Annotated in this window: 14 protein-coding genes and 5 pseudogenes; 13 read left to right on the forward strand and 6 right to left on the reverse strand. The window is 61.8% G+C overall.

Going from position 1 to position 13,102, the window contains the following annotated elements:
- On the reverse strand, positions 1 to 203 hold a 203-nt coding region (locus SB822_RS42260; protein WP_410857457.1), incomplete at its 3' end, for a helix-turn-helix domain-containing protein.
- A gap of 287 nt (positions 204 to 490) precedes the next feature.
- Between SB822_RS42260 and SB822_RS42265 the strand changes: the two are divergent.
- Positions 491 to 686: pseudogene (locus SB822_RS42265) on the forward strand (hypothetical protein).
- 63 nt (positions 687 to 749) lie between these two features.
- On the opposite strand, the gene SB822_RS42270 reads toward SB822_RS42265, so the two are convergent.
- Entirely contained in the window at positions 750 to 1,370 is a 621-nt protein-coding gene (locus SB822_RS42270) for a sel1 repeat family protein (RefSeq protein ID WP_410857458.1), read from the reverse strand.
- Between the two features lie 217 nt (positions 1,371 to 1,587).
- Between SB822_RS42270 and SB822_RS42275 the strand changes: the two genes are divergently transcribed.
- Positions 1,588 to 1,950: a hypothetical protein gene (locus tag SB822_RS42275; RefSeq protein ID WP_410857459.1), complete on the forward strand. Its 363-nt coding sequence runs from the start codon at positions 1,588 to 1,590 to the stop codon at positions 1,948 to 1,950.
- Positions 1,951 to 1,959: 9 nt separating this feature from the next.
- Complete coding sequence (locus SB822_RS42280; protein WP_410857460.1) at positions 1,960 to 2,883, forward strand: hypothetical protein; 924 nt, start codon at positions 1,960 to 1,962, stop codon at positions 2,881 to 2,883.
- A gap of 176 nt (positions 2,884 to 3,059) precedes the next feature.
- Here SB822_RS42280 and SB822_RS42285 read toward each other — a convergent pair whose 3' ends face one another.
- Positions 3,060 to 3,248, reverse strand: a complete 189-nt coding sequence (locus SB822_RS42285; RefSeq protein WP_086915490.1) for a hypothetical protein — start codon at positions 3,246 to 3,248, stop codon at positions 3,060 to 3,062.
- Positions 3,249 to 4,112: 864 nt separating this feature from the next.
- Positions 4,113 to 4,301: a hypothetical protein gene (locus SB822_RS42290; protein ID WP_410857461.1), complete on the reverse strand. Its 189-nt coding sequence runs from the start codon at positions 4,299 to 4,301 to the stop codon at positions 4,113 to 4,115.
- 356 nt (positions 4,302 to 4,657) lie between these two features.
- Here SB822_RS42290 and SB822_RS42295 point away from each other — a divergent pair, with 356 nt between their 5' ends.
- The 5 genes from SB822_RS42295 to SB822_RS42315 all read left to right on the forward strand — a co-directional run bounded on the left by SB822_RS42295 (position 4,658) and on the right by SB822_RS42315 (position 8,192).
- Complete coding sequence (locus tag SB822_RS42295) at positions 4,658 to 4,975, forward strand: hypothetical protein (protein WP_410857462.1); 318 nt, start codon at positions 4,658 to 4,660, stop codon at positions 4,973 to 4,975.
- A gap of 232 nt (positions 4,976 to 5,207) precedes the next feature.
- Entirely contained in the window at positions 5,208 to 5,810 is a 603-nt protein-coding gene (locus tag SB822_RS42300) for a hypothetical protein (protein ID WP_410857463.1), read from the forward strand.
- 8 nt (positions 5,811 to 5,818) lie between these two features.
- Positions 5,819 to 6,493 carry a hypothetical protein gene (locus SB822_RS42305; RefSeq protein WP_410857464.1) on the forward strand — a complete coding sequence of 225 codons (675 nt, stop codon included), beginning with the start codon at positions 5,819 to 5,821 and terminating at the stop codon, positions 6,491 to 6,493.
- Between the two features lie 14 nt (positions 6,494 to 6,507).
- Entirely contained in the window at positions 6,508 to 7,218 is a 711-nt protein-coding gene (locus tag SB822_RS42310) for an RES domain-containing protein (RefSeq protein WP_410857465.1), read from the forward strand.
- Between the two features lie 827 nt (positions 7,219 to 8,045).
- Positions 8,046 to 8,192 (forward strand): hypothetical protein, encoded by a 147-nt coding sequence (locus tag SB822_RS42315; protein ID WP_410857466.1) that lies wholly within the window; start codon positions 8,046 to 8,048, stop codon positions 8,190 to 8,192.
- 89 nt (positions 8,193 to 8,281) lie between these two features.
- Here SB822_RS42315 and SB822_RS42320 read toward each other — a convergent pair.
- Positions 8,282 to 9,032: pseudogene (locus SB822_RS42320) on the reverse strand (IS6 family transposase).
- Between the two features lie 75 nt (positions 9,033 to 9,107).
- Positions 9,108 to 9,578 (reverse strand): annotated as a pseudogene (locus SB822_RS42325) (DUF1003 domain-containing protein); the annotation flags it as partial.
- A gap of 396 nt (positions 9,579 to 9,974) precedes the next feature.
- Between SB822_RS42325 and SB822_RS42330 the strand changes: the two are divergent.
- The 5 genes and pseudogenes from SB822_RS42330 to SB822_RS42350 form a co-directional block, all read left to right on the forward strand.
- Positions 9,975 to 10,250: pseudogene (locus SB822_RS42330) on the forward strand (Crp/Fnr family transcriptional regulator); the annotation flags it as partial.
- Between the two features lie 173 nt (positions 10,251 to 10,423).
- Positions 10,424 to 10,864 (forward strand): ester cyclase, encoded by a 441-nt coding sequence (locus SB822_RS42335; RefSeq protein WP_149675631.1) that lies wholly within the window; start codon positions 10,424 to 10,426, stop codon positions 10,862 to 10,864.
- 254 nt (positions 10,865 to 11,118) lie between these two features.
- Positions 11,119 to 12,156 carry an isocitrate/isopropylmalate dehydrogenase family protein gene (locus SB822_RS42340; protein WP_410857467.1) on the forward strand — a complete coding sequence of 346 codons (1,038 nt, stop codon included), beginning with the start codon at positions 11,119 to 11,121 and terminating at the stop codon, positions 12,154 to 12,156.
- Positions 12,157 to 12,284: 128 nt separating this feature from the next.
- Positions 12,285 to 12,862, forward strand: a pseudogene (locus SB822_RS42345) (PDZ domain-containing protein); the annotation flags it as partial.
- 30 nt (positions 12,863 to 12,892) lie between these two features.
- A complete protein-coding gene (locus SB822_RS42350; RefSeq protein WP_410857468.1) occupies positions 12,893 to 13,090 on the forward strand; it encodes a hypothetical protein in 198 nt (65 codons plus the stop codon).
- Positions 13,091 to 13,102: the final 12 nt, after the last annotated feature.

A 13,102-nucleotide genomic window follows, 5' to 3' on the forward strand; every position in this document is an offset into this window, starting at 1 on the left:
AGCGCGCAAACGCCTCCAATACGCCACGCGTGAGCCCAGTTGTAGACAGCCTGGTCGCTCACACCGAGGGCTTCACAGACGACCTTTGGCTTATCCCCACGAGCGAGCATCAAAATACCAGTGGCGCGTCTGCGTGTGTTCTTGAACCGGTGATTGATCGCCATCTCCTGCAATGTGATCTCCTCAGCCTTCACAAGCTTCACACGGCATTTCATCGACACCTCGGCACCAGGGAAAAATCCAGGTTACCGAATTCCAAGCAGTTTTACCAGGATCACTTATAGAGGAGGCGATGCTGTCATCTAGCGTCGGTCGCTAGCTATGCGTCTCCGCCGGGTGTCCAGCGCCAAAACGGCCGTCCTCATGCTGTCACATTTCGACGTTAAGCTTTTCGGCCTCGGTATTAAATCCACCGTTGCGGGTCGTCATCGAACGCCAGTCACTGGAAACCTGACGACCTGCGTTTCCCTCTTTGCATCAGGAGCATCACGTGTTGAGCGCCCACGAATTTGCAACATTGATGCTGGTCAGGGACTCCGCCGATCACATTGCCGAACGGGAAGAACTTGGTACGTTGCTTGAACAGCAGCTTTGTCGCACTGGAGCGACTTGCGGGCGGAGCAGTACGTCCTCGCATCACGGAAGACGGAGAGTCTCTTCTCCGTCACCTTGCCTCTATCCATTGATGAGAGAAATCCGTCGGGTGCCTCTCAAACGCTTCCACCGACCGACTCACTGGCGGTAGGGCCTCAGCGCAACGCTTCCAGACGGCGTTGGCAACGTTTGTCATCTCCACCGCGTCGATAGCTCTGCATGGCCTTTGTGCGGTCCGGGACAACGCTCCTGTCTTCTGCACCCCACACGCCCTCCCAGAAAAGTCCGAGATTGTGCGCTGAGGCTTTGTGTCCCAGTTCAATGGCCTGCTCGTAGAGCGAGCGCGCACGACTCACATCCGCCTGCATGCCCCGCCCAAGCCGTGCGCTGTCGGCCAGCGCGGCGGCGGCCAGGCCGCGCAGACGATCCTCTGCGGTTTCATCCTTCATCACGTCTTCGAGAATCGCGTTACCTTTCTCAAAGTCCGCCTCCCCTCCTGTTGGTGTGACGAGAGAAATGGCCATTGCCGTTCGCCAGGCCGGATGGCGGTTCGCGCCAATGCGCTCCAGTAACCAGCGGCCCAGATAGGGTGCATGGCTTAACGTGCTGGTGAGAAGGGCGTTTGCGATTGCGGCGAGCGACTCCGGTGACAGGAATCCAGTCTTGTTTGCCGCAATGACGTGACGCGAGAACTTTTCGACATCCAGTGTAGGGTCGGCGCGACGCAACTGATGCCATTCGCGCTCGATTGCCCCAACCCAGCTTTCCATTTGCATGGTGAGCGATTCCGTGGTGAAGAATGCACCTGATTCTAGCTCACCTTTTGCCGATTGCAACATGCTAAGGAGGTATAGATATTGGAGTATTTATACCTCCAGATGTGGCACAATCCCGGCAAAGCGGGCGAAGGCGCGCAGGCACACGCCGCGTGGCTCGCTTCATCCGTCCCGCCCGAGCGCAATACGACGTCACAGAAGGGGAGTCCGATTCACGATGGCCGAGACATTCGAACTCGTTGCGCTGGCGCTGCCCGGCGACACCGCCCCCGAGTCGCTGCCCGCGACCGTCCGACAGTTCGTCGCCAACTGCTGGCCCGGCATGAGCCGCGGCCAACTCGTCGCTCGCGCGCGTCGCCACGCGCTGCGGCCATCGTTGCGCGCCGGTCGTTTGTGTGGGGCGAGCGCGCCGGGCGAGGTAGGCCTGTTTGCCCTGACGCTGACCGTGGGCGCGCAGGTCGTGTCGCTGATTGCCCATCTGCGCCGGGTGCCACAGCGCCGCGCGTCGGCGCGCAGTCGCAAGGCGGCCACCGCGGCGCGGCCGCCCGTGCGCGATCCGCGCCAGGCGTCGCTGTTCTAGGAGGCGAGCATGGGGCGTCCGCGCATCGAATGGAATGACGCGCAGCTGCGCGCGATCATGGGCGCGCTCGCCGCGCTTGAGCGGGACTTCCCGCAGGACAATGCGCGTTTTCTGGACGGGCTGGTCGCGGCAGTGCGTGCGATCACGGGCCGGGTCTATGGCGCGATGACGTACGGCCGGCTGCTGCGGGATGTCGCGCCGCAGTCGGGTGTCACCCGGCGGCCGAGCACGCCAACCATCCAGGCGGCCGTCCTGCGCGCACAGGCCCTCGAGCACGGCGCGGTCGAGGCCGCGGCTGAAGCGACGGCGCTGGTCCCGGTCGCGTCACGTTTCGCGTCGACGGGTGGAAGCATGATGCGCCCTGCGGCAGCACATGGCGGGGCAGGCGAAGGCGCCGGCTATCCCATCACCCTCAACGCCGATGCACTGCGCGGGGCGCTGGCGCCGCTGGTGCGCGAGCTGCTGCGCGAGAGCATCGCGCCTGTGCATGCGCTGCTCGTCCAAGCGGGGAAGTCCGCTGTTGCTGGCAACGGGGACGGGCGCCAGCCGCAGCTGACGATGGCGGCGCTCGAGGATGCGCACGCGCGGATCCGCCAGCTGGAAAAGGAAATGGGGGAGCTACGCCGCGAACTCGGCGCCGCGCAGGCCGCCCGCGATCTCGCGGGTGAACACGTCAATGCCATGCTCGCGGATCTGCGCGAGACGGTCGCGGCGTCGGGTCGGGATGCGGAGTCGCTCGCCCGGGCGGCCGGGCAGCTCGCCGGGACCGAGAAATTCCTCAAGGCGCAGAACGACGCCGTACAGATGCAAGTGTCTGCCGAAGCGGAAGCGCTGCGCACGCAGAACCTGCAGTTGCGCGAGCGGATCGACCACCTCATTGTCGACAACGACCGGTACCGGCGCAGCGATCGCCAGGCGTGGGACGGAACGTAGCTGATGTTCCAGCCATTCGTTGTCGTTGCCGAACAGTTTGCGGGAACGCTGTCACGCGACGTGTCGCGGGAAGCAGACGGCGTGAACGGCGCGCTTCCGGCGACGGCAAGCGCTTTTGCGGTGGCGCGAAACAGGCGGGCGGTCCGGCCAACGGAGCTCAGCGGGCCGCGCTGTGCTCAGAACCCGACACCGACGCCGACGCCCACCCCACCGCCGAGGCTGCCGCCTCCCACACCCACGCCGATGCTGGGACCCGGCGCGTAATAGCCTGGCCCGTACGCAGGATCGCTGTAACCGTAGGGCGGAGCAGCCACGCATCCCGCGACGGCAGCCGCTAGTGCCAGGGTGCCGAAAAGTCTGAGCATGATCGTCTCCCGTGCGCGAATTGCGCGCCAAGACCCGATCCTGTTTCCGGACGGATCAGTTGGGCTTCCAGCGTACACCTCACGAGGTCGGTGTGTCGCATGACGCTGGGGCGCCGTCGCAAGCAAAGGCGCGTCCGGCCGGGCGCCCCTGTCAGACACCGCGGTGACGCGGACACTGCTTGCGGGTCGCCCGGTGTTGTTTTTCGCATTCAGGAATTGTTATACGGCGCCCCGTGCTTTATGGTTACAGTTCCGAAAGTTAAGGCAATTCCCGACTTTTGGTGCGTGTTCAGGCCGACCGTCCAACTGGGGCGATCGGCCAATTTTTTTGCCATCCGAAAAGGGGCTGGGTGAGCGCGAGGCGTTTGGGCCTGCACGCGAATCCCCGCTCCCCCGGCGCGTGGCAATTTCGCCTCTGCAGACGTGCACGCGTGCAAAAGGGGCGACGCCGAGGCGCCCAAGTTTTGCGGAATACGTTTTGCCTGGCACATTTCGTCGGCGGGAAAAGTCCACCCGAACCTACGCGCGACGTGCGTGCAGGTTGTCGGTGCGGAATATGAAGGGGTGGATAGTTGGGGCTATCCGACCCTTCGTTTGTGGACATTAGTTGACGCGTCAATGGCGCTCCGCCCGGGGGGCTGGCGGCGGCCGAGCGTATCTGACTGCATATCGCCGACGTTGGAGGCGGGGCGCATGATGCGCTCGCGGCGGCTCGCACTGACCGCGGCACGCTGTCGCGTGCCGTGTCGGCGGAACGAAGCAGATTTCGTGAAAGGCGTGCGCCCCGCGATGGGTAAGCACGCCGGCGGTCGCGCGGTAAAATCCGGCTGTCCGACCCACGCGGGCCAAGTGGCCGCGCCGTGCTCAGAATCCCACACCGACGCCGACGCCCACCCCACCGCCGAGGCTGCCGCCACCCACGCCCACGCCGATGCTGGGACCCGGTGCGTAATAGCCGGGGCCATACGCCGGATCGCTGTAACCGTACGGCGGAGCGGCTACGCATCCAGACACGGCGGCCGCTAGCGCCAGGATGCTGACAAGTCTGAGCATGATCGTCTCCCGTGCACGAATTGCGCAGCAACACCTGTTCCCGTTTCCGGACGGATCGGTTGGCCTGGCCCTTCCGGGTGGGCATCTCACGGCCGTGGTGTTCCTCCCGGTGCCGCACGGCGCCGGAGCGCCTCCGCCCGCCAAGGCAGCATGCGGCTGGGACGCTCCCGCAGGTTACTCCGCGGTCACGTGGAAAATGCATGCTGGTCGCTTTTCCGACTGCAGGGATTGTTTTACGGCGTCTCGTGCTTCAAGGAGACGGGGTTCGGAACGCAGGGGGTGGCAGCCCATTCGTCGTAGCGTTATAGGGAAGTGTGCAGAAATCAGCTGCAACAACATAATTGCGAGGAAGTGCGATGACAGTGCACGCGATTACCGCGGTCCGGCTTGAGCAGGATTCGCAAAGGGTCACCCACGTACTGTGGGGGCAGGTTTCTGTGAGCGGAGAACAGTTTGAGGTCGTGCCGCACGAATCGCCGGTTATCGAAGTGGTCGACGCGCTGGCCAAAGGCGATACCGTGGTGACCGTCTTTCCGCTGGATGGACAACGCGTCGCGGGTCCGGAGGTCCGGCGCGTCGTGTATGAGGCGGGTCGCGAAGGGATCGAAACGGTGGACGTGGATTCCGGTCCCGGCCAATCGCTTGCGGACCTGCCGCGACTTGACCACGAGTAGATGGGTCACCGCGCTCGCCCCGGCAGCCTGGCGGGAACCGCCGCGGAATCAGCCGATCCGGATCCGGGGGCATAGGACGGGGGCGGGCGCCGTCAAGGGGGGAGGGTTTTCGCGTGCGAGGTTCCGCAGATCTCCGGACCAGTCGCGCTCGGGAAAACTGGGAAAACATGGGACAAATGGGAAAACCTGCTATAATTGGTTCCGTGTACCCGAAACCCCGTTGGGGAGAACCATGTTGAACTGGGATGACGAGATCAAGCTTTCGCGGCTCGAGGTCGAGCAGGCGAGGCGACTCGCCGTTGCGCCGCTGGACGAAGCCATTGCGCACACCGACCACCTCCTCGCGGAGGTGCGGCAGCTGGATGCGTCTCCCGAACGCGAGCGGCTGATCGAACGGATTCTCGCTCTCCGTGAGGAACGGCTGGCCATCAAGCGTGAGCGCCTGGCCCATCTGGATCGCATGCTGCCACAGACCGAGCGCGTCGTCCCGGTACGGGCGGGCGACCTGACGGCGGCATTCAACCGCTACGACTATGGCGACCATAAGGTCATTCGTCGCAATGGTCAGGTGGTCAGCTTCGAGTCGAGGAACGCTCTTTTGCGGCCACTCCGCGCGGTTGGCAGTCCTCGACGCAGGCACGGTTTGCGCATCGCCGGTGCGCGCGGTCTCGATTTCGTCGGGAGCATGCTCCGGCGGAAAGCGGCCGGCAGGCTGGCTTCCCGTTGCGGGAAACACGCCCGCTTGCCTGACGCGCATCCCTTCCATAGCCGGAGTATCGCTTCCCGATCCCGCATGCTCGCGGCTGTCGGCGCGCCCCCCTGGATTGCTGAGTAGGAGTTGAAATGGAACTGGCAACCAAACGCAGCCACGCAGGCGCGAAAGCTGACCTACGAGCCCTTGTGAACGGACAGTACGCGGGCGACGCGAATGCCTTGATCGAGAAGGTCGCGGCCGACCTGCTCGCTGGTGTATCCGCACGTGCCGGGGTGAAGTCAGGCGCCGGAAAGATGGCAGGCCTGACCAGCGAGGCGGCCCGCCGGGAGATTGCCTCGCGGCTGGCCGAGTGGTTGATTCGGGACACCGGTCGCGGCGGTGCCGATCACCCGTCCTGTTTGCCAGTTGCCAGATGGAGTCCTGAGGAGGTGATCGAGCACACCGGGATGTCAAAGAGCACGCTCTACCGCGGTGACCACGCCCAGTTCTACAGCGTGGTGCCGCCCGGCAAGAAGAATGGCCGCGCGTATCCCGCATGGCAGTTCACCGCCGACGTGCCCTCGCATCTGCCGCATCTGCTCGAGATTCTCCGCAGAAATTCACGGATGCAGGTCAACACCTTCTTTATGTCCGAGCAGGAGTCGCTGAATGAACTGTCGCCTGCTGAAGTCCTCGCGGGAATGCCGTTCGAGGACCGGCGGACTGTGGCGCCAGAGCAGGCCCGGATGCTGTCGCTTCCGGTCAGGGCGCGGCTCGACAGGATCAGTGCATTGGCGAGGATGGAGGTGGCTGACCTGGATTGAGCAACAGACAATCAATGTCAGAACACAAACAATCAGAAGTGGAACGGTTGCTGCGGCTGGACGAAAGGGTCCCGGCGGCAGCCCAGATCCTGCAGGCCCTCAGGGAGCAGCGTTACACCTACGAAGTCGATCGCGTTTTTGTGCGCGCCGTCACCAACCCGAAGTACGTTGCAACGGCGTCGCCGTTCGTGCCGGGCCGTTTCGGGCCGCCGCCCGAAACGGCAGGCGCCGGTCAGCGGCTTCCGTTCACCTGGCTGTATCTGGGCATGGACAGCCTTGTGGCAGCGTGGGAAGGCCGGCTGGTCCTGAACAATCGCGGTCCGGGAACAGGCTTCCATATCACTGTCCGGGCGGAGGAAGAGGGCCTACTCGCCTATGTCAGATTTACGCGGCCGCTCCTGCTGTGGAACCTCGGTGAGGACCATAGCAGCCGGCTCGGCTTTCATGACGGGATTTCTGAAGGCGACTACGCGGCGTGTCAGCTGTTCGGCGAGAGGCTTCGCGAGGCGATGCTGATGATGCCTCCGGCCGGGCAGCCTGACGGCTTCGTCTATCCGTCCCGCCGCGTGAAAGGCTCCCCCGCGCTTGCGCTCGCCGATTGGGCGGCCAAAGAGCTGTTCGGGAGCGCCGAAGTTGTGATCACGCGATTCGTCGACTCGGAGGTCTACGCCCGCTTTCGCTGCGATTCCATGCGCACTGATCCACCCGCCCGTGACGCGCCGTAAGGCTTGGCACGCTGGGCGCCGCGGCGGCGCGCGAGCTTGCCGCTGCCCCCCAAGGCCTGATCCTCCATGCGGTAGACGCCCGGCATTTCTGTCAATCGAACTAAACATGGAACCCCTTGACGCCCCGGAAACCCCCGCCAGTCAAGGAACGACGGGTATTGTGGTTCCATGTTTGTGTCACTTCAGATTGACTTAAACCTGCAACATTTCTGGAAAGTGAACTAATGTTGCGACATTGCCGACGCCGAGACGGACGGCCACGAAAGCGCCTGTTTCCGTACCGGGTAGCGATTTTCCGCGTCATGCGTGACGGAATGCTTCGGCATTTATATTCGGAGTGCGAACTATTATTACCGCCGCGCACGAACTCTATTCCGATGACATGCATCCGAGATGCCAACGCAAACGTCCTGTTGGCGAGACGATGAATTCGTGGTCGATACATCGGCTTCAATCGTGCGATCGCTCTCGGCTAACCTATCAGTTAGTACCGCCTCTCGCGTGGATGCGAGCAGAAGGGGTGATTGCGGCCATTCACGCGTGGTTCGCGGCCCAGCGCTCCGACCACGCGGCGCATTCCCATATGCACCAGTAGCCCTGAGCAGCTGGCGGCACTGCGTGAGGCGGCAACCGAGGAGACGAGACCAGTTCGCGAGAAGGACGCCCCGGCACGCCCGGCGGCGACCCGTACTGCGCGCAAGGTTCCGCCAACATCCACGACACCCGGCAAGTTGGCGGCGCGCCGCAAGCGGGGCAAGACGGATGGAAAGTAGATCGCGCCAGCGGAAGAGAAAGGCTCTCGCCTGTCCCCGCCGATTGGCGCGCTGATGCGCTTTGGCGAGCGGACCGTTCAGGTGGTCGCCGAAGCGAGCGGCCAGCGTGTGATCATCGAATCGGTGGACGAAGAGGGCCGCACCTTCCGCAGCACGGTCAAGTGGGCTAATCTGGCGGCTCTTCACGGTCAGCTCTTCTGAACGGGTGACCATGCAGCAAACCACCATGCGGTATTGTCAACTCGTTAGCCGGCGTGCGACCGAACACGCAATATATAAGGATAGCTAACTTATGCGGCAAGACGATCCAGCATCGGAGCGCCCGTCACGCTTTCCCAAGCCTCGAAGGCTTGGGTGCGTAGCGCCCGCTTTTGCTTTGCGTCGGTGTGGTAACGGCAATGCGTGAACAGATTGGCTACCTGATCGTTGACCGAAGCGAAACGTTGCAGGTGACGCGCCGACTTGAAGCAGCGCATGACTTTCTCGCGCACCCGGGTCGGCTGGTGCGAGTTTTCCGCCCGGTTGTTCAGCCCCTTGTGCTGGCGGCGTTCGACGTTGATCCCCAGATCCCGGTTCGCCGCCGCGTAGCTCTTGCGTTTGTCGGTGATCAGTACACGTGGGGCGCGCCCGTGCCTCTTGACCAACTTGCGCATCAGGTGCCTGGCCGCGTGCCGGTCGCGCCGGCCTTGCACCAGCACATCAGCACCGCGCCATGCTGGTCCACTGCGCGCCAAAGCCAGTGCTTCCTGCCGTTGATCGTGATGACCACTTCATCAAGGTGCCATTTGTCGCCCCGAGCCAGGGCGGTGGAACGGATACGCCGGGCAATGCCCAGGCCGAACTTCACCGCCCGGCGCGCCGCACTGTCTCGTAGGTCAGTTCGATGCCGCGTGCGGCCAGCAGTTCCTCGACCATGCGCAGGCTCAGCGGGAAACGGTAGTACAGCCACACCGCGTAGCTGATCACATCAGGCGGAAACCGATAGCCGGCATAGGAGGTGTCGGTGGTCGGCGCGCGCTGCGGCAATGTGGTTCGTTTCATACCCGAGATTGTCGCTGCATCTCCCTCACCCTGCCAACAACGTGACAATACCAGTCGCCGTACGATGATGGCGCTTCACTCAGCGGGCAACCCCGATGTCTTGTCGCTCGACGTCCCGCTGGAAATGAGCAGGTTCTTGAGCGCTTCCATCTGCTGCTTCTGGATGGTCAGCAATTCGGTCCATTGCTGGTCACGCAGGATATCCACCTTTTCATGCAGCAACATGATCTCGAGTTCGGCCTTCAGATTGATCTCGTAGTCGTGCTCGGCGGACATCCGGTCCTTGTACGACTGTCGGTTCTGGGCCATCAGGATGATAGGAGCCTGGATGGCCGCGAGCATCGAGAGAAACAGGTTGAGCAGAATGTAGGGGTAGGGGTCGAAAGTCTTGCTGTACTTTGCCAGAATCAGCGAATTCAACCCCACCCAGACAATCATGATCGCGATAAAGCATGTGATGAATACCCACGAACCACCGAAAGCGGCTACGGCATCGGCGGCGCGCTGGCCGCGAGTCATCGCGGCATCCAGTTCTTTCGCGGAATCCTATCCCCCGGTGGCGCTCTGGCGACGTGCGTTCAAAAAGGAGGAACACAACCGGCCACCCACCTTTTTGGTTAGAGCCTATCAGCAGCTTTGGCTCTTCCCTTTTTACGAGGTTTAACAGCAGTTCACTTGTGTTGTGCATACGGAATTTGCCTCGCCTCCACACCGCACGGCTGCTGGCAGTGTCGGACCTCCCTCGTCACCGAGCGGGGCCTGCTTCTGCGGAGTACTTTGTCCCCGAGGCTTCACACCCGATCGTTGCCAATCGCGCATGCCCGGGTAGGCAACTGTTGGTCGCACAACAGGTCGCAGCTTCAACCGTAATGAGTCAACGCTCAAATGCGACAAGACAAAAACGAGCTTTACCGCCAACTACATGCCGCTTGACGCGCGGCTGACGGCGACACGTGTCGCACCCTATTCCAAAGGATAGGTATCCACGAAACCGGGTCAACTCCAATGACACAGGAACTGATCGCCAACATGCTTGGCGTGCGGAGATCCGGCGTGACGGAGGCGGCGCTGAAACTCCAGGACGCGGGGCTGATTCGCTACGGTCATGGCCACATCGAGGTGCTGGATCGACCGGGTCTCGAAAAGCGCGTGTGCGAATGCTACAGCGTGGTGAAACGGGAGTTCGACCGGCTGTTGCCTGATCTGAAGGCGATATAAAGAGCGTGTCTTTGTGCGGCCTACATAAGCCTGCCCGGTCACCGGAATCATTGGCAGTGGAAAATGGCCCTTTACCGGAGAACGTATCAGCTGGTCATCGGTTGCTCAATGACATACGATGTGGTGTCGCTCTTGCGCTCGTATGCGCCGGCCTCGACACTGGAGACGTTCATATGAGCAGAGCGGATGAGGTGACGGACGATGTCGCGCGGGCGGCTTTAACTGTGTTTTACCGTGCCATGTCGCGTAAAGATATATCCCTGTTTCGGACTGTTGTAACGCCAGACTGGCAGTACATCCCGCCTTCTCCTGGACCGGTGTCGGGTCCCGACTCAATGATCCCGGTGTTCGCGGATCTGTCGTATTCACTGCCTGACATGGACATCAGGATTCTGGATGTCTTGGTTCACGGAGACAAGGTGGCCGTGCGTGCGATCGTGACTGGGACGCAGTCGGCCCCACTCATGGGGATCGCAGCCACATCGAAACCTGTCAATTTTGCGATTCACTCGTTTCACGAATTCCGCGAGGGACATATTGCCAAGACATGGCACCTGGAAGACTGGCTAGGTGTATTTCGTCAGATCGGAGAGTTGCCGTCGAACCTTCCGTGACGACAGGTCGACCGGAATACGTAATGTGGCCTGTTCCTTGTATCGCCGCTGGCGCCGTATCTCGAATGCGAGGCCAGATCAGCTGTCCCCGCGTTGGGAATCGTGACGCGGCGACACATCTGCCTGAGTGCGCCATGCGGCGGAAATGAAGTTTTGGTTTGGTCCATGTCTGAGACCAACTCATCGCACCCAGCGGCGTCAGCGATAGTCGGTCAGCCACGGACGGTTGTCCCTGTCTAATCTGGAAGACTGATATGGAAAGCACGCCGAGACACAAAATCCCCGCAACGCTGATTCCTGGCGATGGAATCGGGCCGGAAGTGGTTGCTGCAACGGTTCAGGTTCTTGACGCTTTAGGATCCCCATTCATCTGGGACGTACAGCATGCCGGAATCGCCGGGGTCACCCACTGTGGGGACCCGCTACCGGATGTGACACTCGAGAGCGTTCGCAAGAACAAGCTTGCCCTCAAAGGTCCATTGACGACCCCGATCGGCGATGGGTTCCGCTCTTCCAACGTTCGGCTTCGCGAAGAGTTCCAGCTTTTTGGCAACGTTAGGCCCGTGCATACCATCATCCCTGGCCGCTACGACAAGATCGACCTCGTGCTCGTGCGCGAAAACCTTGGTGGGTTTTATGTCGCACACGAATACTACATTCCCGTCGGCGATGATCCGAAAGCGGTTGCAGTCGCGACCGGGGTAAACACACGCGATGCGTGCGCACGAATCGCAAGATTTGCCTTCGAATATGCCTTGAGGCACGGTCGAAAGAAGATCACCGTTGTGCATAAGGCCAACATCCTGAAGGCACTCACAGGAGTGTTCCTGGAAGCCGCTCGAGACGTTGCCCGGGATTACGAAGGTCGGGTGGAAATGAATGACATCATTGTCGACGCCTGCGCGATGCAGCTTGTGCTGAACCCGTGGCAGTTCGATATGCTTGTGTGCACCAATCTGTTTGGAGACATTCTGTCGGATCAGTTAGCGGGCCTTGTTGGCGGACTGGGCATGGCGCCCGGCGCCAACTACGGTACTGACACGGCAATTTTTGAAGCCGTGCATGGATCGGCGCCGGACATCGCTGGTAAAGACGTCGCCAACCCCATCTCCTTATTACTTGCATCAGGCTTGATGCTGGAGCATGTTGGTAAGGGTGATCTCGCCCAACGATTGCGAACTGCAATCACTGAAACACTCAACACCGACCATATCTGTACGCGTGATCTGAAAGGCACTGCGTCAACGCGCGAGTTCGCCGCCGCAGTGATTCGCCGGATCGAGAGCACATAGTCACGGGGGAGACGCTGCGTGCCAGTTCGAGTCGCGCATGAGCGACATGGCCTTCAACGCCTACAGCGGGATCGCCTCCACGATTGCACTCACGATGTTCCCCGAGGTCGATTTGAACAGGAACGTCGTTGCAAACCCAGCGCAAGGTACCTCCGGGCGGTCTGGGCGCCGAGGTAAAGGACGTCGGCCCCGGGTTGGCAATGGCCTTTGGCCTGCCGCGACCGGCAGGTGCGCTGGTCAATTCGGTCGAGTCCGGCACACCGGCTGCCGCGATCGGCATCAAGCCAGGCGACGTGATCGTGCAGTTCGGTGACAAGACGATTGATCGCTCGGCCGAACTCGTCGAGGATGCTGCTACTCTGCAGCCCGGGACGAAAACCACACTCGGGCTGATCCGCAGTCGAAGACCGATGACGATGACGGTCATGGTCGGCGCGTCGGGAGAAGCACTAACGCTCGACAAAACGAAGGCAGCACAACGGAAAGCCTGGGCTTGATCATGCATCCGCTGAGCGAGGGCGAGCGGCGCGCGAGCGGGCTTGCTGTAGGTCTGATGGTCGACGAGGTTCATGGGCCGGCGGCATCCGCAGACATCCAGCCCGGCGATATCGTCCTGTCGCTTAATGGCACGCTGGTCGAATCGCAGGAGCAAGTGGCCGCGTTGGATGCAAAGGCAGCGAAGGGATCGGACGTTGCTTCATACTAGAATTCCTTGAAGACTCGGAAGGAGACGACCATGGCACAAGAACTCAGCACCAAAGCGCAAGAAACGCTTCTGGAACTCAGCCAACGCGCGGCGAGCGACCAACCTCTCATGGTTGAATGGGACATCCAAACCGAACTGGAAAAGCGCGACCTGATTTCGGCGGCCCCACACGGTGGGTTTCTGATCACAGAGAAGGGGCGGGCGTACGTGCGGGAGATGCACAATTGATCCGACCGTGCG

Source organism: Paraburkholderia sp. SIMBA_054, assembly GCF_046534875.1.
GTDB lineage: Bacteria > Pseudomonadota > Gammaproteobacteria > Burkholderiales > Burkholderiaceae > Paraburkholderia > Paraburkholderia hospita.